The organism is Vibrio sp. YT-19(2023) (assembly GCF_033337395.1).
Genome location: NZ_JAWOQN010000006.1, coordinates 21,875 through 43,048, shown reverse-complemented (window position 1 = coordinate 43,048; position 21,174 = coordinate 21,875). Strand labels below are relative to the sequence as shown.

Genomic DNA, 21,174 nt, shown 5'->3' with positions numbered 1-21,174 from the left:
CGTGACCGTCTCTTTATTTTTGTTATTGTTGGCGCTAGGCGCTTTTGTGGGTGTGATGGCGGGGTTACTCGGTATCGGTGGTGGTTTGATTGTTGTTCCTGCCTTGTTGTATTTGCTTCCTCTTGCTGGGATCTCTCCAGAAATGAGTATGCACATGGCCTTAGCCACTTCGTTAGCGAGTATTATTGTCACGTCTGGCTCATCGGCGATGAATCACCTTAAGCTCGGCAATGTCGATATGTTTGTCGTAAAATGGTTGATGCCTGGTGTGGTCATTGGTGGCTTTGTTGGTGCCAATATTGCTGAGTGGATCCCTACACACTATTTGCCGAAAGTGTTTGGTGTCATTGTTCTTTGCCTGTCAGTACAAATGTTTCGTTCCATTAAAGTTACGAGCAGTAAACCTATGCCGAGCAGCCCTGTGACTGTAGTTTACGGCACGGGAATTGGTGTCGTATCAAGCCTTGCTGGTATTGGTGGTGGCTCACTGTCGGTACCATTTTTAAATAAACATGGGATAGAGATGCGTAAAGCGGTGGGCTCATCCTCCGTTTGTGGTTGCGTGATTGCTATTTCTGGTATGATCGGCTTCATCTTACATGGCTATAAAGTGGAAGGCTTACCTTCATACAGTATTGGCTATGTTTATCTTCCCGCTTTATTAGCGATTGCTATGGCCTCGATGCTCACAACAAAAGTGGGTGCGAAGCTCGCAACTAGCCTTCCAACTGCGGTATTAAAAAAGATATTCGCGGTGTTCTTAATGTTTGTTGCAGCGACCATGCTGCTCTAAGTTTGTACCCAAGTCATTCTCGCTGAACCAAGCATCTAGAGGTTACTTGGGTATATTTATTTTGTTGTGATAAGAAGAGAATGATTTATGTCTCAGGGATATATTGAATTTCCCAATATTGATCCGGTTTTAATCTCTATTGGTCCTGTTTCGGTTCGTTGGTACGGTTTGATGTACCTTGTGGGCTTTATGTTTGCTCTATGGTTAGCGAACCAACGTGCAGATAAGCCTGGAAGTGGTTGGACACGAGAGCAGGTTTCTGATTTGTTGTTCGCAGGCTTCCTTGGCGTGGTGATTGGTGGCCGTGTAGGCTACGTGCTTTTCTACAATTTTGAGCTCTTCCTGGCTGACCCTTTGTATCTATTTAAAGTGTGGACCGGTGGTATGTCTTTCCACGGGGGCTTACTGGGTGTGATTACTGCGATGTTCTGGTATGCACACAAAAACGGGCGAACTTTCTTCGGTGTTGCTGACTTTATCGCGCCGCTTGTGCCATTTGGTTTGGGTATGGGGCGTTTAGGTAACTTCATGAACAGCGAGTTGTGGGGCCGAGTAACGGATGTGCCTTGGGCGATCGTTTTCCCAAATGGCGGTCCACTGCCACGTCATCCATCACAGCTTTATGAAATGGCGCTTGAAGGTATCGTACTTTTCTTCATCTTGAATTGGTTCATCAAGAAACCTCGTCCTCTAGGTTCTGTTTCAGGGCTATTTTTAGCTGGATATGGTACATTCCGCTTCTTAGTTGAGTACGTGCGCGAACCAGACGCTCATTTGGGTTTATTCGGTGGCTTTATTTCCATGGGACAGATTTTATCCCTGCCAATGGTGGTTATCGGTGTCCTCATGATGGTTTGGGCATACAAACGTGGTCATTACAAAGACGAATTACCACAAAAGACGAAGTAAGGTATTGGTGTGAAACAGTATTTAGATTTGTGTCAACGCATCGTTGACCAAGGTGTTTGGGTTGAAAATGAGCGTACAGGCAAGCGCTGCCTGACCGTAATCAACGCGGATTTAACCTACGATGTTGCGAACAATCAATTTCCGTTGGTCACCACACGTAAAAGTTTTTGGAAAGCGGCCGTTGCAGAGCTATTAGGGTACATTCGCGGTTACGATAATGCGGAAGATTTTCGTAAGCTGGGCACGAAAACCTGGGATGCCAATGCCAACCTAAATGATGCCTGGTTGAATAACCCATACCGTAAAGGTGAAGACGACATGGGCCGTGTCTATGGGGTTCAAGGGCGCGCCTGGGCGAAACCTGATGGTGGTCATGTTGACCAGCTACGTAAGATAGTGGATGACTTAACGCGTGGTGTTGATGACCGCGGTGAAATCTTGAACTTCTACAACCCGGGTGAGTTCCACATGGGGTGCTTGCGTCCTTGTATGTACAGTCACCATTTTTCATTGCTGGATGATACGCTTTACCTGAATAGTACTCAGCGTTCGTGTGATGTACCGCTTGGGTTAAACTTCAATATGGTTCAAGTTTACGTGTTCTTGGCGATTATGGCGCAAATTACGGGCAAGAAACCTGGTCAGGCATTTCATAAGATTGTGAATGCTCACATTTATGAAGACCAGCTTGAACTGATGCGCGATGTTCAGTTGAAGCGTGAGCCATTAAAAGCGCCGACGTTCCATATCAACCCAGAGATTAAATCTCTAGAAGATTTGGAAACATGGGTCACACTGGATGACTTTTGGGTTGAAGGGTACGAGCATCACGATCCTATTCGTTACCCATTCTCAGTGTAACGAGTATCGTTCTTCAAGATATAGAAAAAGCTCCGAATGGAGCTTTTTTCTTTTTTGTACTTAGAAGGTATTATTTTAGTGCACTGACAATATAACGGTGAATTGGGTTGGTCTGCATCGGTTTGGACAGTGCGGGGCTAATAAACTTAGGTTGAGTGAATATTTCTTTACTCACTAATGAACGGATAAGCTCAAAGTACTTCAGCTCCGTTTTCCCGCACAACAATAGTGAAAAGTCATCGCCCAATTTATCATAGGCATTGAGCACCTCTCGGAATCCTCTAAGATACAAGTAATCCTTCGTTAAACCTCCACCTCGATACACTCGGGCAGTCGTTGTAAATGCTTGAAGATCAGAAGCTTTATACTGTTCTTTTAATAGCATGAACGTATGGCGGAAATCGCGATCCTTGATCATCGACTCTACTGCCAGAACTCGTAAGGCTAAGGTTCTTAGGCGCTTGATACTGAAATGTCCTGACAGATACTCACATAATATAGCCAGCCCTTCTTGAGTGTTGGTATTGGCAGGACAACCTAAGCTCAGGACTTTTAGCGGTTGTTGACGACCGTTAAGCGTAGTCAGGAGATGTACTCCCATTTCATGATGTGCAAGAGCCTCCAGCTCATCAGTGGTGATGTACGCCGCGTGGTTAATTTTGACTCGAGACCCTGAAACTAGTGCGTTTGCTAACATCCCGTCCAACACCTGTATTTCACATGCATACCCATTGCGTTGAGCAAAATTTTGCATGAAACGTGCTATTGCACGGCTATCGTGCTGAGGTTCTTTTTCTTCTTCTGTAGGAAGGTGCAATATGAAATGGGCGTTGGCAATATCTTTGGCGCTCGGTTCCCCATAATAGCGTAAGGAGTTATAAAGAAACTCTTGCGTGCCGATGGTATTCACTTGATCCAGTTTATCTGCATAAGACTGAATTACGTCCGCGTACAGCCTTTGCAATTGGGTGTCTTGAATGTTTTCTAGAGGTAGCTCATATAGACGTCGCTTTGCACTGTGGGTATCTACGTTAGTAATTGAATATTGAAAATTAGGCTCTTGAGAATATTTGTTTTTAATGAAACGTTCTCTTTCTTGAGCATAATTAAGAGGATTCACGCTACTTAGGATATCAATATCAGCAACCAGTTGGGTTAGGTTTTCGTCTATTGCGAGTAGCTGATCAGAAATAGCGTCATTAAGCTGCATCATGTTGTCGACTCCAAATGAGATAGCTCAGCATAAGCATGCTGATGTGGCTCAAATTATCACCGGACAATCGATTTGAACAGTTTAATTATCATAAAAAAGGCTCCACGATGTGGAGCCTAAACAATAAGCGATGGTATGTCGTTGTTGTTACGTTGTTAGGGCTAGAATTGCACCTGGTAGAATAACGAATACTGACATTAGGTAACCACCAACAACTGCTTTATTCTTAATAGCCATTTCAGAAATCATCTCAGCGCCTTTAACCGGAATCTCACGTAGGAATGGAATTCCAAAGATAAACAGCGTCGCCATGATGTTAAATACTAAGTGGACTAGAGCGATTTGTAGTGCGAATACTGCGAACTCTCCAGATACCGCTGTCGCTGCTAGTAGTGCCGTAATACAAGTACCTATGTTAGCACCCAGTGTGAAAGGGTAGATATCTCGTACTTTCAACACGCCAGTACCAACCAACGGAACCATTAAACTTGTCGTGGTTGAGGAAGATTGCACTAGAACGGTCACGATTGAGCCTGATACGATGCCGTGAATAGGACCACGACCGATGGCGTTTTTCAAAATTTCACGTGCGCGACCAACCATTAGGCTCTTCATTAATTTACCCATCACTGTGATTGCAACGAAGATAGTCGCAATACCCAAAGCAATAAGCATGACGCCGCCAACAGTATCACCGAAGGTAGAAAGTGGCTCTTTAATTGCGCCTACGACTGGCTTTGTAATTGGTTTAATAAAGTTGAAGCCCTTAATGCTCATATCACCAGTAGCAAGCAGTGGAGAAACAAGCCAGTGAGAAACTTTCTCTAAAATGCCGAACATCATTTCCAACGGAAGGAAAATAGCGACAGCAAGCAAGTTGAAGAAGTCGTGAATGGTTGCACTTGCAAATGCACGTTTGAACTCTTCTTTACAGCGCACGTGGCCAAGAGACACAAGCGTATTGGTCACTGTGGTACCAATGTTAGCACCCATCACCATAGGGATAGCGGTTTCTACAGGTAAGCCACCTGCAACCAAGCCTACAATAATAGACGTTACAGTACTTGAAGACTGAATTAAGGCTGTTGCCACCAAGCCGATCATTAGACCTGCAACTGGGTGTGCGGCAAATTCAAATAGCACCTTAGCTTGATCGCCAGTTGCCCATTTAAAGCCACTACCAACCATAGATACTGCTAGAAGAAGCAGATATAACATGAATGCCAAGTTAGCCCAGCGTAACCAACGAGCTGTGCTCGAAATTGGTGCCACTGTTGAAGTAGCTTGGTTCATCATAATTTTCTCCGTTGACCTTTCAGTTCATTTTTCGGTCTGTAGTTGAATCTGCGGGCGATGTTAGAGAACAAATATTTCAGTAATATTACAGATTTCTTGCTGTGAGAGATTTTTATTGTTCTTTTTGATAATGGCGTAAAAGAGGAAGAAAATTAATTTTTAACTTGTTGATTTTAATGGTTAAATTTTGGTTTCGTTTTGTTTGGTTTTTGCGTTTTTTTTGTAGAGAAAATGCGCCTCAGTTCAACTTTTATGACAGTATTGACTTTATACTTTCGGTAAAACTTATGCTTTTGTAAGGTATTGTATGGTTTTGTCGAGTTTATTGTTTGTCTCTGTCACATTTGGTATAAAAAGTATCACTTTCTTTTCGGGACTCGATCATGTCACATCTAAACTACAACCATCTCTATTATTTCTGGATGGTGTGCAAACAGGGCTCTGTAACTAAGGCGGCTGACGCGCTCTTCCTGACACCGCAAACCGTGACAGGACAGATTAAAGCGCTTGAAGAGCGCATGAAAGGAAAGTTAACCAAGCGCAATGGTCGTACAGTTGAGCCCACTGAGTTAGGTCAGCTTGTGTTTAAGTACGCCGACCGGATGTTCGGTTTGAGCTATGAGATGTTAGATATCGTCAATTACAGCCAGCACTCGAACATTCTATTTGAAGTTGGTGTAGCCGATGCATTATCTAAACGCTTGGTCAGTAAAGTACTGATGACGACCGTCCCGGAAGATAACAGTATTCATTTACGCTGTTATGAATCGACCCACGAACTGCTACTTGAACGCCTTTCTCAGCACAAGCTAGATATGATCCTTTCGGATTGTCCCGTTGATTCTACTCAAAGTCCTGGCCTTTATAGCAAAAAGTTGGGTGAAAGTAGCATGAGCTTTTTTGCTTCTTCTGAAATTGAAAATGTGCGATTCCCTGAGATCTTGGAACAAAAAAAACTTCTGATTCCCGCGAGCCGAACGGCTATGGGGCGTAAAGTTATTCAATGGTTTGATCGTCAAGGCCTTCAACCCAATGTGCTAGGGGAGTTTGATGATGTTGCGTTGATGAAAGCTTTTGCTCGGTACCACGACGATGTGATTTTCTTGGCACCGACCGTATACATGTCGGAGATTGAAGACGACCGAAATTTACAGCTAATTGGCCATGTCGATGGGCTAAAAGAAGAGTACTACGTGATTTTTGCGGAACGAATGATCCAACACCCCGCGGTAAAAAATGTTTGTGATGCTGATTTCAGTCAAATGTTTGAGTAAACCCGTATCGTTGCGTAAATAAATAGATTACTATCAATAAAAATATAATTCTAAATAATATCTAAGTAAGCAAGATACTTGTTTTAGTGAGCAAAACTATTAATTATTGATGGCGCACCAATTAAAATCCTTGGTGGATAATATTGGTGTATCACTAACAACTAAATTAGAGGTTCTAATAATGAAGACTCTGGAAGTGTATCTTGATTTTCTTAGATATATAAATCAGTGCAACACAACAAGCTGGCCAGGGTTGGAATAAGTAAGTTGTAGCTAGAGGTCCAACACATGAATCTACAAGAAATGGAGCAGAACTCCGCAAAAGCCGTCGTGTTGCTCAAAGCGATGGCAAACGAGAGACGCCTACAAATCCTTTGTATGCTGCATAACCAAGAGCTGTCCGTGGGAGAGCTGTGTGCAAAGTTAGAGCTAAGCCAGTCGGCATTATCTCAGCATCTTGCTTGGCTTCGCCGTGATGAGTTAGTCACGACAAGGAAAGAAGCACAGACGGTGTACTACACATTAAAGAGTGATGAAGTGAAAGCGTTAATAAAAACACTGCATAGTCTTTATTGTGCTGAGAGTGCTCAACATTAATTAAATAGTCCTAATATACTGCTCATCTTAGAGTGTGAATCTAACTTGTTGGAATATTTGAGAGTGGCGTTAAACTTTTGATGATAGGGTACTACTCATCGACCAATTTGCTTTGTTCTCAAGTGTTTTATTAGTGCTTTCTAGTATGAGCGTTATATGGGTAATGAATAAGCTGATGTCTTTAAATGGGACATTCAGAAAAAGAAAAGCTGGCATTGCCAGCTTTTTTTATTAAGAAAATTTTGTAGATATAAAAAAACCGACACAAGGTCGGTTTTTTCTTCACTGTAAAATCAGGACTCTATTAAAGAGCTTTGATTTGTGCAGCGAAACGAGACTTATGGCGAGCTGCTTTATTCTTGTGAATAAGGCCTTTAGTTGCCATGCGGTCTAGGATAGGTGTAACTACAGCGAATGCAGCAGTTGCAGCTTCTTTGTCGCCTGCTTCGATAGCAGCAACAGTTTTCTTCATGTAAGTACGCATCATTGAGCGACGGCTAGCATTGTGCTGACGACGTTTCTCAGCTTGGATAGCGCGCTTCTTAGCAGATTTACTATTTGCCAAGGGTCTAACTCCCAAAAACTTAGTTCTGTGACAATTTAAGGGCGAGGAATATCCCTCATTTGCGCTTAAATGTCAAATGATTTGTGCAAAAACCGATCTAAGCCAAAACAAATTTTGGTAAGAGAGGTTATCGCGGTTAAGATGGCGGGGATTCTAACAGCATTTTTATACCAATGCTAATAATTATCCGCGAAAGGCACACTTATTCCTTACAACCCGCGGATAGATTTTTGACGTCTATTTACAGCACCTGTCAGAGAAACAGTATAGGGTTAGCTGTCTTATGGTGATATTCCGAGGTTACAGTGAGTAAACGACTACTCAAGTCTGGCATGATCGTCAGTGCTATGACATTTATTTCCCGCGTTCTTGGCCTAGTTCGTGATGTTGTAGTGGCAAATTTAATGGGGGCAGGAGCAAGCGCAGACGTCTTTTTCTTCGCCAATAAAATTCCTAATTTTTTACGACGTTTGTTTGCTGAAGGTGCTTTTTCCCAAGCGTTTGTACCTGTTTTAACGGAAAGCCATGCTCAAGGCGACATGGATAAAACTCGGGAGCTCATTGCTCGTGCAGCGGGCACATTGGGGGTGATAGTCTCAATTGTTACCATCTTAGGTGTTCTAGGTTCCGGTGTGGTGACTGCACTGTTTGGTTTTGGTTGGTTCCTAGACTGGATGCATGGTGGTCCCGCGGCTGAGAAGTTCGAACTTGCTAGCGTGATGCTCAAGATTACCTTTCCTTATTTATGGTTCATCACTTTTGTTGCCCTATCGGGAGCCATTCTCAATACACTAGGTAAGTTTGCGGTTTCTTCGTTTACTCCCGTCTTCCTCAACGTAATGATCATTTTGGCAGCATGGTTTATCTCGCCGCAGATGTCACAGCCAGAGATTGGTCTTGCCATCGGTGTTTTCCTTGGTGGTTTGGTTCAGTTCTTATTTCAAATCCCTTTCCTTATTAAAGCGGGGGTTATGGTTAAGCCGAAATGGGGCTGGCGCGATCCGGGCGTGGTGAAGATCCGAACCTTAATGATTCCTGCTTTGTTCGGTGTGTCGGTAAGCCAAATCAACTTGTTGTTTGATACTTTTATTGCCAGCTTTCTGCAAACCGGTTCGATCAGTTGGTTGTACTATTCAGATCGCTTGTTGGAATTCCCGTTAGGTCTGTTTGGTATTGCTATTGCAACGGTGATTTTACCAGCATTATCACGCAAACATGTTGACGCACAAAATGAAGGATTCGCACAAACCATGGACTGGGGGGTGCGCATGGTGATCTTACTTGGCCTTCCTGCAATGCTTGGTTTGATGGTACTGGCAAAACCTATGTTGATGGTGTTATTCATGCGAGGTGAGTTTTCGCCACAAGACGTACATCAAGCATCATTGTCACTCTTTGCTTACGCTTCAGGCTTGTTGAACTTTATGCTGATTAAAGTGCTTGCTCCGGGGTATTACTCGCGTCAAGACACCAAAACGCCAGTGAAATACGGCATCATTGCGATGGTGACCAACATGGTATTTAATGCAATTTTTGCGTACTTCTATGGCTACGTTGGCTTGGCTATCGCGACAGCACTATCGGCATTTGTGAATATGGCACTGCTGTATCGTGGCCTGCACATCGCAGAGGTATACCAAATCACTAAGCGAACCGTCTTCTTTATTATACGTTTAGCTATTGCTGGCGCGGCGATGGTTGCGGCAATCTTATGGCAACTGGAAGATATGTCAGTATGGCTGGGCTGGAGCTTTGCTCACCGAAGCGCGGTGCTAGGGATGTTGATCGGTTTAGGAGCCGTGGTTTACCTAGTGGTTCTATTTTTAACTGGTGCGCGTTTAAAAGACCTAAAAGCTGGGACAGACTGAGGGTGATTAGTATATAATCCGTCAGTTTCACACAGTGTAAAGTAAAACAGAGGCAGAAAGCAGTATCCAATGGAACTGATTAGAGGCATTCACAATATCAACCCGCGACATCATGGTTGTGTGCTGACTATTGGCAATTTCGATGGTGTCCATAAAGGCCATCAACAAGTATTGCAGCAAGTGTCTGAGCAAGCGGACAGGCTATCCTTGCCTTCTGTTGTGATGACCTTTGAACCTCAGCCGATGGAGCTGTTTGCCAAAGACAAGGCACCTGCAAGGTTGACGCGATTACGCGATAAGTTCGTGCAATTGAGTAAGCTCGATATTGACCGCTTACTGTGTGTCAATTTCAATCGCCATTTTGCAAGTTTAACCGCGGAAGAGTTTATCCGTGACTTGTTGGTCGAGCGTTTGGGTGTTAAGTTTCTTGTCGTTGGTGATGATTTCTGCTTTGGCAAAGGCCGTACAGGTAACTTTGCAATGCTGCAGGAAGCAGGGGAAAAATACGGCTTTGATGTCGTAAGTACCCAGAGCTTTTGTTTACAACAATTACGTGTCAGCAGTACGGCTATCCGTCAAGCGCTGGCGCGTGACGATTTGCATTCCGCGCAACAGATGCTGGGAAGAAACTACAGCATCAGCGGTCGTGTTTCTCACGGAAGAAAGCTAGGTCGAACCATTGGGTTCCCTACTGCAAATATTCCTTTGAAACGCTGTGTTTCTCCGGTTTCCGGAGTCTATGTTGTTCAAGCGCTTGGCTTAGGAAATAAGCCAGTTGGTGGTGTTGCTAATATTGGTCAAAGACCAACCGTCAATGGTGTTCGCCAACAGTTAGAAGTGCACTTATTCGACTTTCATGCCAATTTATATGGCAAGCAACTAGAAGTGGAACTTTTGCATAAACTTCGAGATGAGCAAAAGTTTGAGTCGTTTGAAGCACTTAAACAACAAATCGTATTGGATGCTGAAGCAGCAAGGGTGTGGCTGCGTCAGCTTAAGCGTTGAGCGGTTTATTCCACCGTTCAACATAATGTCTAATTTTCGCCCAATATAACGGAATTAAGAATCGATGAGTGAGTATAAAGATACCCTGAACTTACCTGAAACAGGGTTTCCAATGCGCGGCAACCTGGCTAATCGTGAGCCAGAAATGCTTAAGCGTTGGTACAAAGAAGATCTTTACGGTGAAATCCGTAAAGCTAAAAAAGGCAAAAAGTCATTTGTATTGCACGATGGCCCTCCTTATGCGAACGGTGACATTCACATTGGTCACGCACTAAACAAGATTCTTAAAGACATTATTATTAAATCCAAAACACTTTCAGGTTTTGACGCACCTTACATCCCAGGCTGGGACTGCCACGGTCTACCAATCGAATTGATGGTAGAGAAAAAAGTTGGCAAACCAGGTCAAAAAGTGACAGCAGCTGAGTTCCGCGAGAAATGTCGTGAGTACGCAGCAGGTCAGGTTGAAGGTCAGAAAGAGAGCTTCAAACGCCTTGGTATCATGGGTGAGTGGGACAAGCCATACCGCACTATGGATTTCGCAACTGAAGCGAACATTATTCGTGCTCTTGGTAAGATTGCAAGCAATGGTCACCTTCTAAAAGGTTTCAAACCTGTTCACTGGTGTACAGACTGTGGTTCTGCTCTTGCTGAAGCGGAAGTAGAATACAAAGATAAAGTATCGCCATCTATCGACGTTCGTTTTAAAGCGGCTGACGAAGCGGCACTGCTATCTAAATTTGAACTGACAGAAGGTCATGAAGGTCACGGTGACGTATCTATCGTTATCTGGACAACAACACCTTGGACACTGCCTGCAAACCGCGCAGTATGTCTACGTGATGATCTAGAGTACGTGCTTATCCAAACAGAAGGCGACAACGCTGAGCGTATCATCGTTGCTGCTGAGCTGGCGAAAGACGTAATGGACCGTGCTGGTATCGAGCACTTCCACAACCTAGGTTTTGCGAAAGGTGCGGATCTTGAGCTTTCTCAATTCCAACACCCATTCTACGATTTCACTGTACCGGCGATCCTTGGTGATCACGTTACAACTGATTCAGGTACTGGTGTTGTTCACACTGCACCTGGTCATGGTCAAGAAGACTTCGCGGTTGGTAATAAGTACAACCTAGAAGTAGCAAACCCAGTTGGCTCAAACGGTGTTTACCTACCAGATACAGAGCTATTTGCTGGTCAGCACGTATTTAAAGCGAACGATGCAGTAGTAGAAGTACTAAAAGAAAAAGGTGCACTACTACACCACCACGCTTACGAGCACAGCTACCCACACTGTTGGCGTCATAAGACTCCAATCATCTTCCGTGCTACACCTCAATGGTTCGTTTCTATGGACCAAGCTGGCCTACGTGCTAAAGCATTAGAGTCAATCAAGAATGTAGAGTGGATGCCTGAGTGGGGTCAAAGCCGCATCGAAGGTATGATCGAAGGTCGCCCTGAGTGGTGTATCTCTCGTCAACGTACTTGGGGTGTGCCAATTGCTCTGTTTGTTCATAAAGAAACAGCAGAACTTCATCCAAACACGCTAGAGCTGATCGAGAAAGTCGCTAAGCTGGTTGAAGAGAAAGGCATCCAAGCATGGTGGGATGTCGATGCAGCTGAACTACTAGGTGCTGACGCTGACCAATACGAAAAAGTGCTAGATACGCTAGACGTATGGTTCGATTCAGGTGTCACTCACTTCTCTGTTGTTGATGCTCGTGAAGAGTACAACGGCAACAGTGCAGACCTATACCTAGAAGGTTCTGACCAACACCGCGGTTGGTTCCAATCTTCTTTAATTTCATCTATTGCGATGAAAGACGAAGCACCTTACAAACAAGTACTGACACACGGTTTCGTGGTTGATGGTCAGGGTCGTAAGATGTCTAAATCTATCGGTAACGTGGTTGCGCCAAAAGACGTAACCAACAAGCTAGGTGCTGACATTCTTCGTCTATGGGTTGCTTCTACAGACTACACGGGTGAAGTTGCGGTTTCTGATGAAATCCTAAAACGCAGCGCAGATGCGTACCGTCGTATCCGTAACACAGCGCGTTTCTTCCTAGCTAACTTGAGCGGCTTCAACCCTGAAACAGACATCGTTCCTGTTGAAGAGATGGTTGCGCTAGATCGCTGGGCGGTTGGTCGTGCACTAGCAGCACAAGAAGAGATCGTTAAAGCATACGAAGAGTACAACACACACGGTGTGACTCAGCGTCTAATGCAATTCTGTTCGATCGAAATGGGCTCTTTCTACCTAGACGTAATTAAAGACCGTCAGTACACAGCAAAACGTGGCGGCAACGCTCAACGTAGCTGTCAGACTGCGCTTTACTACATTGTTGAAGCGCTTGTTCGTTGGATGGCTCCTATCATGTCGTTCACTGCAGATGAAATTTGGAACGAAATGCCAGGCGAGCGCGACAAGTTCGTATTCACTGGTGAGTGGTTTGACGGTCTATTCGGTCTTGCTGAAGGTGAAGAGCTGAACAACGAATTCTGGACTGAGATCCAAGCGGTTCGTGGTGCGGTTAACAAACTTCTAGAAGATGCGCGTAAAGAGAAAACCATTGGTGGTGCACTACAAGCTGAAGTGACTCTATTTGCTGATGACGCACTAGCGGCGAAGATCAACAAACTTGAAGATGAACTGCGCTTTGTTCTACTAACCTCTGCGGCGAAAGTTAAGCCTCTGGGTGAGAAGACTGATGCAGCACAAGCGACGGATATCGAAGGCTTGTTTGTTGAAGTAGCTGCAGCTGAAGGCGAGAAGTGTGACCGTTGTTGGCACCACACGCCAGACGTAGGCACAATCGAAGGTCACGAGAAGATCTGTGGTCGTTGTGTGTCTAACGTAGACGGCGAAGGTGAAGTACGTAAATTCGCGTAATTGCCTAGAACGACTGAACTTTTTTTAAAATTAACAGCCCCAGTATTTACTGGGGCTGTTTGTAGGTAAAGTAATGAGTGAAAAAGCACTGACGTTAAAGCAATCTGGAGTTCGCTGGCTGTGGTTAGCAATTCTGGTATTTATTGCAGATATTGGCATCAAATTGGTGGTGATGGACAACATGGGCTACGGATGGGCAAACCGAATTGAGGTGTTGCCATTCTTCAACCTACTTTACGTTCATAACTACGGTGCCGCTTTCAGCTTCTTGAGCGATCAAGCTGGTTGGCAGCGTTGGTTATTTACAGGTATCGCGTTTGTTGTGACGGGTCTTTTGACCTACTGGATGAGCAAGCTTCCAGCAAAAGAAAAATGGAACAACATTGCTTATGCACTGATTATTGGTGGTGCAGTGGGCAACGTGTTTGACCGCGTCGTTCATGGCTTTGTTGTTGATTACCTAGACTTCTTCTGGGGTAACTACCACTGGCCAGCATTCAACCTTGCTGACATGGCGATCTGTATTGGTGCCGCGATGATTATTCTTGACGGCTTTCGAAAGAAAGACGAGGCGAAAGCCTAAGTAGTGGCAGTGTATATTGCGAAAAGTTGAATAACCCTAAGCGTCGCCCGTTGATTCGAGCGACGCTTTTTATTATGTTGGAGCGCCAATCATCATATCAATGTATAAAAAGACCAAGCTGACAGCGTAATAACCCAAGAACAAGGAAGCAGTAACGTGACAACAATAACCAATGAATCGGTAGTAACCCTTCACTTTACGATTAAAATGAAAGACGGATCGGTTGCAGATAGTACTCATAACATGGGTAAACCAGCGAAGTTTGTTATGGGTGATGGAAGCTTGAGTGAAAACTTTGAGCAATGCTTGATCGGCCTCGAAACAGGCGCACAAAAAGCGATTGAGCTAAAGGCAGAAGACGCGTTTGGTATGCCAAACCCTGATCATATTCACTATATGGATCGCACTAAATTTGTAGGTGATGCAGAAGTGGAAGTTGGTACAATCATGGCCTTCAGTGGCCCTGATGGCATGGAAATCCCGGGCATTATTACAGAGATTGCAGGCGATTCAGTCACTGTGGACTTCAACCATCCTCTAGCGGGACAAGACGTGACTTTCGAAGTTGAAATTTTGTCAGTAGAATAGCGAACCCAATAAAGATAATTTCCATGAGCAATGAAATGAAAATCCTATTAGCTAACCCACGCGGCTTTTGTGCTGGTGTAGACCGTGCGATTAGCATCGTAGAGCGTGCGCTAGAGATGTATCAGCCACCGATTTATGTGCGTCATGAAGTGGTGCATAACCGTTTTGTGGTTGAAGGGCTAAAACAACGTGGTGCTATCTTCGTTGAAGAGCTGCATGAAGTGCCAGACAACAACATTGTGATTTTTTCTGCTCATGGTGTATCGCAGGCGGTTCGTCAGGAAGCCAAGCTGCGTGATTTGACCGTATTTGACGCAACGTGTCCTTTGGTAACCAAAGTGCATATGGAAGTGGCGCGTGCGAGCCGTCGTAATATGGAAGTGGTTCTGATTGGTCACGCAGGTCACCCTGAAGTCGAAGGTACGATGGGGCAATACGCCAGTGAAACCGGTGGTATGTACTTGGTTGAAACTCCAGCCGATGTTGAGAAACTGAAGGCGATTGTGAAAGATCCATCCGATCTTCATTACGTAAGCCAAACGACGCTTTCTGTCGATGAAACTGCCGATGTTATCGAAGAGCTACGCCGCGTGTTCCCAGATATCCAAGGTCCACGTAAAGACGATATCTGTTATGCGACACAAAACCGCCAAGATGCCGTGCGTGAATTAGCTGGTGACGTAGATGTGATGGTTGTGGTGGGTTCTAAAAACTCATCAAACTCTACACGTCTTAAAGAGCTAGCTGAAAAGCTAGGGACACCTGGCTACTTAACCGACTGTCCGGAAGATATCAAACCTGAGTGGTTCGAAGGCAAAACAAAGGTCGGCGTGACTGCGGGAGCATCTGCTCCGGAAGAGCTCGTTAATCAGATTCTAGAGCGAATCAAAGAACTCGTTGGTGCCGAAGCGGTTGATGAAGTACTTGGCCGTGAAGAGAATATGTTCTTTGAAGTACCTAAAGAATTGCAAATCAAGCAAGTGGATTAGTCTCCATTTATCGAATATTCAAAAGGCGACCTGTGGGTCGCCTTTTTTACATCTCTCTTAACTCATTTAGGTAATCACGAATTTGGTCTTTTCCTAAACCATCGATAATCATATCAGACATCTTCGTGATTCTTCGCTCAAGCGATTGAGCAACCTTTTCGCAATGTGCGTACATGTCTTCATCAGAACCATAGGTCGGAAAAGCATCAACTTGCCAGTTTACTCGAACGCCCCCCGCAAGCCACTGAGGAGCGGTTTCTTGATGTAAAGAATCACAGAGAATAATAACGATGTCGGGAAGAAACTGAGTTCGCTCCTCCCATGAATGTGTGTGGATATGCGGAATGGGGAGTTGGTGGTCATCTAAATATTTTTGCACCACTGGGTGCACCTTGCCTGTGGGATGTGAGCCTCCACTGGTGACACTAAAATCCGCTGACAGGATATTGGTTGCGATTGACTCCGCGAGGACGCTTCGTCCAGCGTTGTGCTTACATATGAATAAAACTTTATACATCATCGCCTCGTCTTTTCAGAGCGTCCTATTTATACGCTAGCGGAAACTCAGCGATGATGTGTGAAGTTTTTGTGTTAGTGGCTAATGCCGAGCATCTCTTTGAGCACCTTTAAGTAGCGGCGGCTTACTGGTATCTCAAAGCCTGTTTTGGTGATGATTTCCGCTAACCCATTTTCCAGTAACTTGATTTCGCTAATCGCTTTAATACTGACTAAGTATTGACGATGGCAGCGGACTAGAGGGGTTTTCTCTTCCAACGTTTTTAATGTCAGTTGGGTGCTCGCGGTTTGGCTGGTGGAGCGTACATGCACGCCGCTGATATCACTGTAAGCACATTCCACCGTGTCGGTGGCCATGATAACGATGCGGTTGTGTCCGATGCACGGTATCTGATCCAACGTGTCAGGTGTAATAGCAGACAGTTGTTGCGTTAGGGCGGATTGGCTAATGACTTTGTTTAGTCGTTTTACCGTTTTAGTTAGCCGGCATGGGTCGACAGGTTTGAGCAAGTAATCAAAGGCATTGTCTTCAAATGCTTGAATCGCATACTGATCATAAGCCGTGACAAAAACCACATAAGGCATGGTTTCTGGATCAAGCATCCCAAGTAGTTCAATCCCCGTGACTTGAGGCATTTGGATATCGAGAAACACCACATCAGGCTTAAGTTCATTGATTTTTTTTAGGCCGAGGATTGCGTTTGAGGCATCGCCCACGACCTCAACTTGGCCTGTTTCATCCAGTAACTCTGCTAGCTCTTCACGAGCAAACTGTTCATCATCAATGACGAGTGCGGTTAACATCCAACATTACCTTTATTGCTTCAGCGTGCTTTTATGATTTTGGGGGAATGATAAAGCTCATTTTAGTAAATTGATGTGGCTCGCACGTAATTTTTAGCGCTGCATCACGTCCAAATTGATTAGTGAGACGCTTGTCGACAATTTCTAAACCTAGCCCTGAGTGGTTTTCTTTTGGCGGCTCAAAACTGCCTGCGTTGTCTTCGACGGTAATCAAGTGACCTTGTGGGTGTGCTTCGCTGTATATATGAACTTTACCACCTTCAAGCATGTTTGAAATGCCATGCTTAATGGCATTCTCAACCAAAGGCTGGAGTGTAAAGCTTGGTAATTTGATGTCCAGCAATTCAGGTTGAATATCGATTTCAACCTCTAAGCGGTCCGTAAAACGCGCTTTTTCGATGCTCAAGTACGAGTTCACATGTGCAAGCTCTTCCTTTAGCGTCACGGTATTAATGTTCTGCTTTAAATTGCTGCGGAAGAAGTGCGATAGATTTTGGATTAGCTCGCGCGCTTTGTCAGGGTCACGACGAGTAATCGCACTAATAGTATTGAGTGCATTAAACAAAAAGTGTGGATTCACCTGAGCGTGAAGCAATTTTATTTCTGCTTGGGCGAGTAAGGCTTGTTGTTGTTGGTAATCGCCATAAAGGATTTGGCTAGATAGAAGCTGGGCTATTCCTTCCGCCATCGACATGTTGGCCGTCGAGAACAATTTACGCTTCGGTTCATACAGCTTTATGGTACCAATGACCTCTTTCCCTGCACGCAGTGGGATGATCAGCGCAGATCCGAGCTTGCAATCTTTTGCAATGGAGCATTGGTATGGACGCTCCGCACCATCAAGATAAATGATGTCGTTTTTCTCCATGGAGTCTAATGTGCTTTGCGATGAAATCGGCGTGTTTGGTTTATGGTGATCATCGCCAATGCCCACAAACGCCAAGATCTTTTCTTGGTCAGTAATCGCGACAGCGCCCACTTTGGTTTCTTCGTAAATAATACGTGCGATTTTCTCTGCGTTTTCGGTGTTGAAGCCGTTGCTTAGAATTCCCACTGAGCGATCAGCAATGGTGAGCGCTCGACGCGAAAACGTCGCAGAAAACTTTTCAAAGATTGCTTTTCTGTCTTGCAGGATACTCATGAACAACGCCGCACCAAATGAATTCGCGATGATCATAGGCGCTGCAATAGCGGACACCAGTTCATAGGCTTGATCAAAAGGTTTCGCGACGGCGAGCAGCAAAATCATTTGCACCACTTCTGCAACAAACGTGACGCTGAATACGACGCTTGGATTAAACAGCAATGCGCCTTTATTTCGCTTGATAAGGTAAACGTGGAGCAAGCCACCAATTACGCCCTCGGCGGTGGTTGAAATTGCGCAGGCTAGGTCAGTAAAGCCACCAAGAGAGTATCGATGGATGCCACCAGTAAATCCGACGGCGAAACCTACAACAGGTCCACCAAACAGCCCGCCCATAACTGCGCCGATCGCACGAGTATTGGCAATAGCATCGTTGATGTGCAGACCGAAATAGGTGCCGAGAATACAAAAGCCAGAGAAGAGTACGTAACAAATTAGGCGGTGGCTTAAGCGCGAAGAAATACTCAGCAAAGGTAAGATGATTGGCGTTTTACTTAGCATGTAAGCCAAAACTAAGTACACACACATCTGTTGTAAAAGGGAGATGACCAGTTCCATAGTGAACCTAACCTAGAATCAATGTTGTTATTGTATACCTAAGTAACCTCAAGATGCTTGGCTCAGATAGATAAGAACAGCTAAGTAAATGATGCTGCGCTGTGCTTTCTGAGTCTTAAAGTGACTTGGGTATAAAACAAAAAGAGCCTGCAATTGGCAGGCTCCTATCTTAGTCACTCAGATGTGACGAGTATTACGCTGTTTCTGATACGGCTTGTGGTTTCTCTTCGTCAGCCAGTTCAGTTTCACCTTTACCCTTAGAGGTTTTGATAACGTAACCTGTCACAGCTAGGGCAAACACAATACCTACGATAGTTGATAGTTGCATTGGCAGACCAAAACCTAGCGAGCTGTTGTTTAAGATGAACGTGACACATACCGTGGTCATGAAGATAGCTGGGATAGTGGTAATCCAGTGCAGCTTGTTGTGACGCAGTAGGTAAGCGGACGCAGTCCAAAGCATCATTACCGCTGTTGTTTGGTTTGCAAAACCGAAGTAGCGCCAGATAATGCCGAAGTCTACTTGAGTTAAGATACCGCCGATAACGAACAGTGGAAGTGCCATCAGTAGACGGTTACGTAGCGTTTTTTGTTCCATGTTGAAGTATTCAGCAAGGATCAAGCGGCTTGAACGGAACGCTGTATCGCCAGACGTAATTGGTAGGATAACCACACCCAGGAACGCAAGGATACCACCGAACACACCTAGCAGACCAAATGATGCGCTGTATACCACGTTACCAGGGCCACCGTTTTTCACAGCTTCTGATAGAGCGTCTAGAGAGCCGAAGAAAGACAGAGCGATAGCACACCAAATTAGAGCGATAACACCTTCACCAATCATTGCACCGTAGAATACGAAGCGACCGTTTTTCTCATTTTCCATACAACGCGCCATCAGTGGAGACTGAGTTGCGTGGAAGCCAGAGATAGCGCCACATGCGATAGTGATGAACAATGCAGGCCATAACGGCATGTCATTTGGGTTGAGGTTAGAGAACATGTCCGAAACTTGGAAGTCACCCATTACTGTGTGTTCGCTAGAGAAAGCAACGGCTGTCATTAGGCCAACAGACATAAAGATAAGTAGGGCGCCAAACAGTGGGTAGAAACGACCAATGATTTTATCGACAGGAACAATCGTCGCAATGATGTAGTAAGCAAAGATAGCAATAACCATCGTTGTCATGCTTACACTCAAGCTTGTTTGATCATTGATGAGGTTGGTAATCATGCCAGCAGGGGCTGAAACGAACACTACGCCAACTAGAAGCAATAGGACAATGGCAAAAATATTCATAAAGTGTTTTGCGCCATTACCTAGGTAGCGACCTGTAATGGTAGGTACAGATGCACCGCCGTTACGCACTGAAAGCATGCCTGAGAAGTAATCGTGTACTGCACCAGCAAAAATACAACCGACTACAATCCAAAGCATCGCCGCAGGACCGTATAGTGCCCCCATGATCGGGCCAAAAATTGGACCAACACCTGCGATGTTAAGTAGTTGAACTAGGTAAACTTTCTTTGTTGACATTGGAACGAAGTCAACACCGTCCGATTTGGTGTGAGCTGGCGTTTGGCGTTTTTCATTGATGCCGAAAATCTTCTCGACGAAAGCGCCGTAGATGAAGTATCCGCCGATTAGGGCTGCGACACAGGTTAGAAACCACATCATAGCAATTGTCCTTGGTCTTAGTTGGGTAGGGTAATTTTTTAATCTCAGGATGCATGTTATGCGTCACTTGTGTTAAATGCATTCGGTTAGTAGATGAGTGGTCGAATAGAGCACTGAGTGGTCGATATGCTGCTTGAGCGGTTTTTAAAAATGGCGAAAGGTTGATGACAGTCTTGAGCGGCTGATTTGAGTCATCAGTGGTTAAATCTGCAAGCTCAGCGGCAAGCGCCAATAATTAGTGGTAAGCTTATTTTTGAAAACAATTACTTAAGGAAGAACCATGAAAAAGGTAACGGTAGGTCTGGCACTGGCTTTACTTGCAGGATGCACAGCAACGACAGCAGATCTTGCCAAGTCGGGAGATTGGCATCAGATCGGATATCAAGATGGCATAACCGGACACACATCGCGCACGATGAGCGAGCTTCGTGAGTTGGGTAGTGTTAAGCAAAGTGACTACGACCAAGGTTATTTAGAAGGTTTACGTGAGTACTGTAATCCTGCTTTTGCGTATCAAATGGGGTTATCTGGTCAGTATTACGAAGGGGTTTGTGAAGGTACTGAGCAAGCGCAAAAATTCCGCATGGAATGGCAACGTGGTTGGAATGAATACTCAAATTAATAGTCAATAAAGCCGTTGTTACACTGTCTGCATCACATAAATGTGGCAAAATCTTCCTTATTAAACTATGTTCACATTGCTTGATAGTGAGCACAGAAAAAAAGGAATCACATTATGTCAACGCAAATGGCTGGTGGCTGGAGTCCATTTCATGAACTCACAGCAGAGAATAAAGAAGTATTTGCTAAAGGTATCGAGGGGTTTGTCGGTGTCAAATACTCCCCTTTGGTTGTGGCTACTCAAGTCGTAGCCGGACAAAACTATGCGTTTTTCTGTAATGCAGAAGTTGTCTACCCTGGAGCACAACCATACCCAGCAATGGTTCATATGTTCAGCGACCTTGAAGGTAAAGTCGGTATTACTCACATTGAACGATTGAACTACTAAATTAAGCCATAAAAGGCGCCTGACTTTTAAA

20 protein-coding genes are annotated in these 21,174 nt (G+C 44.7%); 13 read left to right on the top strand and 7 right to left on the bottom strand.

Annotated elements, in window-relative coordinates:
• Window position 1 precedes the first annotated feature (1 nt).
• The 3 genes from R7E78_RS06165 (at window position 2) to R7E78_RS06155 (ending at window position 2,563) form a co-directional block, all read left to right on the top strand.
• Entirely contained in the window at window positions 2-793 is a 792-nt protein-coding gene (locus tag R7E78_RS06165; protein ID WP_005381949.1) for a sulfite exporter TauE/SafE family protein, read from the top strand.
• 87 nt (window positions 794-880) lie between these two features.
• Complete coding sequence (gene lgt, locus R7E78_RS06160) at window positions 881-1,702, top strand: prolipoprotein diacylglyceryl transferase (RefSeq protein ID WP_318057762.1); 822 nt, start codon at window positions 881-883, stop codon at window positions 1,700-1,702.
• 9 nt (window positions 1,703-1,711) lie between these two features.
• Window positions 1,712-2,563, top strand: coding sequence for a thymidylate synthase (locus R7E78_RS06155; protein ID WP_005381947.1), 852 nt, complete (start codon window positions 1,712-1,714; stop codon window positions 2,561-2,563).
• A gap of 70 nt (window positions 2,564-2,633) precedes the next feature.
• Here the strand turns inward: R7E78_RS06155 and R7E78_RS06150 are convergent, their stop codons facing one another.
• Complete coding sequence (locus R7E78_RS06150; protein WP_151514422.1) at window positions 2,634-3,776, bottom strand: flavohemoglobin expression-modulating QEGLA motif protein; 1,143 nt, start codon at window positions 3,774-3,776, stop codon at window positions 2,634-2,636.
• Between the two features lie 147 nt (window positions 3,777-3,923).
• Window positions 3,924-5,069, bottom strand: a complete 1,146-nt coding sequence (locus R7E78_RS06145) for a Na/Pi symporter (RefSeq protein ID WP_025768431.1) — start codon at window positions 5,067-5,069, stop codon at window positions 3,924-3,926.
• A 386-nt stretch (window positions 5,070-5,455) separates the two neighbouring features.
• On the opposite strand from R7E78_RS06145, the gene nhaR reads away from it, so the two are divergent.
• Window positions 5,456-6,346 (top strand): transcriptional activator NhaR, encoded by an 891-nt coding sequence (nhaR, locus tag R7E78_RS06140; RefSeq protein ID WP_005381942.1) that lies wholly within the window; start codon window positions 5,456-5,458, stop codon window positions 6,344-6,346.
• Between the two features lie 288 nt (window positions 6,347-6,634).
• Window positions 6,635-6,943 carry an ArsR/SmtB family transcription factor gene (locus R7E78_RS06135; protein ID WP_005381940.1) on the top strand — a complete coding sequence of 103 codons (309 nt, stop codon included), beginning with the start codon at window positions 6,635-6,637 and terminating at the stop codon, window positions 6,941-6,943.
• A gap of 304 nt (window positions 6,944-7,247) precedes the next feature.
• Here R7E78_RS06135 and rpsT read toward each other — a convergent pair whose 3' ends face one another.
• Window positions 7,248-7,508 (bottom strand): 30S ribosomal protein S20, encoded by a 261-nt coding sequence (gene rpsT, locus R7E78_RS06130; RefSeq protein WP_005381938.1) that lies wholly within the window; start codon window positions 7,506-7,508, stop codon window positions 7,248-7,250.
• 305 nt (window positions 7,509-7,813) lie between these two features.
• Between rpsT and murJ the strand changes: the two genes are divergently transcribed.
• The 6 genes from murJ (at window position 7,814) to ispH (ending at window position 15,434) form a co-directional block, all read left to right on the top strand.
• Complete coding sequence (gene murJ, locus R7E78_RS06125; RefSeq protein ID WP_005381936.1) at window positions 7,814-9,376, top strand: murein biosynthesis integral membrane protein MurJ; 1,563 nt, start codon at window positions 7,814-7,816, stop codon at window positions 9,374-9,376.
• A gap of 69 nt (window positions 9,377-9,445) precedes the next feature.
• Window positions 9,446-10,381 (top strand): bifunctional riboflavin kinase/FAD synthetase, encoded by a 936-nt coding sequence (gene ribF, locus R7E78_RS06120; RefSeq protein WP_213886943.1) that lies wholly within the window; start codon window positions 9,446-9,448, stop codon window positions 10,379-10,381.
• 64 nt (window positions 10,382-10,445) lie between these two features.
• A complete protein-coding gene (ileS, locus tag R7E78_RS06115) occupies window positions 10,446-13,274 on the top strand; it encodes an isoleucine--tRNA ligase (protein WP_167415020.1) in 2,829 nt (942 codons plus the stop codon).
• A 73-nt stretch (window positions 13,275-13,347) separates the two neighbouring features.
• Window positions 13,348-13,857, top strand: coding sequence for a signal peptidase II (gene lspA, locus R7E78_RS06110; RefSeq protein ID WP_025768433.1), 510 nt, complete (start codon window positions 13,348-13,350; stop codon window positions 13,855-13,857).
• A gap of 156 nt (window positions 13,858-14,013) precedes the next feature.
• Complete coding sequence (gene fkpB, locus R7E78_RS06105) at window positions 14,014-14,445, top strand: FKBP-type peptidyl-prolyl cis-trans isomerase (protein ID WP_005381922.1); 432 nt, start codon at window positions 14,014-14,016, stop codon at window positions 14,443-14,445.
• A 23-nt stretch (window positions 14,446-14,468) separates the two neighbouring features.
• A complete protein-coding gene (gene ispH, locus R7E78_RS06100) occupies window positions 14,469-15,434 on the top strand; it encodes a 4-hydroxy-3-methylbut-2-enyl diphosphate reductase (RefSeq protein WP_017636164.1) in 966 nt (321 codons plus the stop codon).
• A gap of 46 nt (window positions 15,435-15,480) precedes the next feature.
• Here ispH and R7E78_RS06095 read toward each other — a convergent pair whose 3' ends face one another.
• The 4 genes from R7E78_RS06095 to R7E78_RS06080 all read right to left on the bottom strand — a co-directional run bounded on the left by R7E78_RS06095 (window position 15,481) and on the right by R7E78_RS06080 (window position 20,134).
• Window positions 15,481-15,954, bottom strand: a complete 474-nt coding sequence (locus R7E78_RS06095; protein ID WP_064377040.1) for a low molecular weight phosphatase family protein — start codon at window positions 15,952-15,954, stop codon at window positions 15,481-15,483.
• Window positions 15,955-16,025: 71 nt separating this feature from the next.
• A complete protein-coding gene (gene btsR / locus R7E78_RS06090; protein ID WP_005381917.1) occupies window positions 16,026-16,754 on the bottom strand; it encodes a two-component system response regulator BtsR in 729 nt (242 codons plus the stop codon).
• 31 nt (window positions 16,755-16,785) lie between these two features.
• Entirely contained in the window at window positions 16,786-18,456 is a 1,671-nt protein-coding gene (locus tag R7E78_RS06085) for a sensor histidine kinase (protein WP_005381915.1), read from the bottom strand.
• A gap of 193 nt (window positions 18,457-18,649) precedes the next feature.
• Window positions 18,650-20,134: a carbon starvation protein A gene (locus tag R7E78_RS06080; RefSeq protein ID WP_005381914.1), complete on the bottom strand. Its 1,485-nt coding sequence runs from the start codon at window positions 20,132-20,134 to the stop codon at window positions 18,650-18,652.
• A gap of 280 nt (window positions 20,135-20,414) precedes the next feature.
• Between R7E78_RS06080 and R7E78_RS06075 the strand changes: the two genes are divergently transcribed.
• Window positions 20,415-20,756: a DUF2799 domain-containing protein gene (locus R7E78_RS06075; RefSeq protein ID WP_005381912.1), complete on the top strand. Its 342-nt coding sequence runs from the start codon at window positions 20,415-20,417 to the stop codon at window positions 20,754-20,756.
• Window positions 20,757-20,870: 114 nt separating this feature from the next.
• Window positions 20,871-21,143, top strand: coding sequence for a hypothetical protein (locus R7E78_RS06070; protein WP_005381911.1), 273 nt, complete (start codon window positions 20,871-20,873; stop codon window positions 21,141-21,143).
• Window positions 21,144-21,174 lie beyond the last annotated feature (31 nt).

Bases quoted from the DNA above. Each gene is read 5' to 3' on its own strand.
- ribF (WP_213886943.1), top strand. From the start codon at position 9,446: ATGGAACTGATTAGAGGCATTCACAATATCAACCCGCGACATCATGGT.
- nhaR (WP_005381942.1), top strand. From the start codon at position 5,456: ATGTCACATCTAAACTACAACCATCTCTATTATTTCTGGATGGTGTGC.
- lspA (WP_025768433.1), top strand. From the start codon at position 13,348: ATGAGTGAAAAAGCACTGACGTTAAAGCAATCTGGAGTTCGCTGGCTG.
- ispH (WP_017636164.1), top strand. From the start codon at position 14,469: ATGAGCAATGAAATGAAAATCCTATTAGCTAACCCACGCGGCTTTTGT.
- R7E78_RS06075 (WP_005381912.1), top strand. From the start codon at position 20,415: ATGAAAAAGGTAACGGTAGGTCTGGCACTGGCTTTACTTGCAGGATGC.
- R7E78_RS06150 (WP_151514422.1), bottom strand. From the start codon at position 3,776: ATGATGCAGCTTAATGACGCTATTTCTGATCAGCTACTCGCAATAGAC.
- R7E78_RS06080 (WP_005381914.1), bottom strand. From the start codon at position 20,134: ATGATGTGGTTTCTAACCTGTGTCGCAGCCCTAATCGGCGGATACTTC.
- btsR (WP_005381917.1), bottom strand. From the start codon at position 16,754: ATGTTAACCGCACTCGTCATTGATGATGAACAGTTTGCTCGTGAAGAG.
- R7E78_RS06070 (WP_005381911.1), top strand. From the start codon at position 20,871: ATGTCAACGCAAATGGCTGGTGGCTGGAGTCCATTTCATGAACTCACA.
- ileS (WP_167415020.1), top strand. From the start codon at position 10,446: ATGAGTGAGTATAAAGATACCCTGAACTTACCTGAAACAGGGTTTCCA.
- lgt (WP_318057762.1), top strand. From the start codon at position 881: ATGTCTCAGGGATATATTGAATTTCCCAATATTGATCCGGTTTTAATC.
- R7E78_RS06085 (WP_005381915.1), bottom strand. From the start codon at position 18,456: ATGGAACTGGTCATCTCCCTTTTACAACAGATGTGTGTGTACTTAGTT.
- R7E78_RS06135 (WP_005381940.1), top strand. From the start codon at position 6,635: ATGAATCTACAAGAAATGGAGCAGAACTCCGCAAAAGCCGTCGTGTTG.
- R7E78_RS06095 (WP_064377040.1), bottom strand. From the start codon at position 15,954: ATGATGTATAAAGTTTTATTCATATGTAAGCACAACGCTGGACGAAGC.
- R7E78_RS06145 (WP_025768431.1), bottom strand. From the start codon at position 5,069: ATGAACCAAGCTACTTCAACAGTGGCACCAATTTCGAGCACAGCTCGT.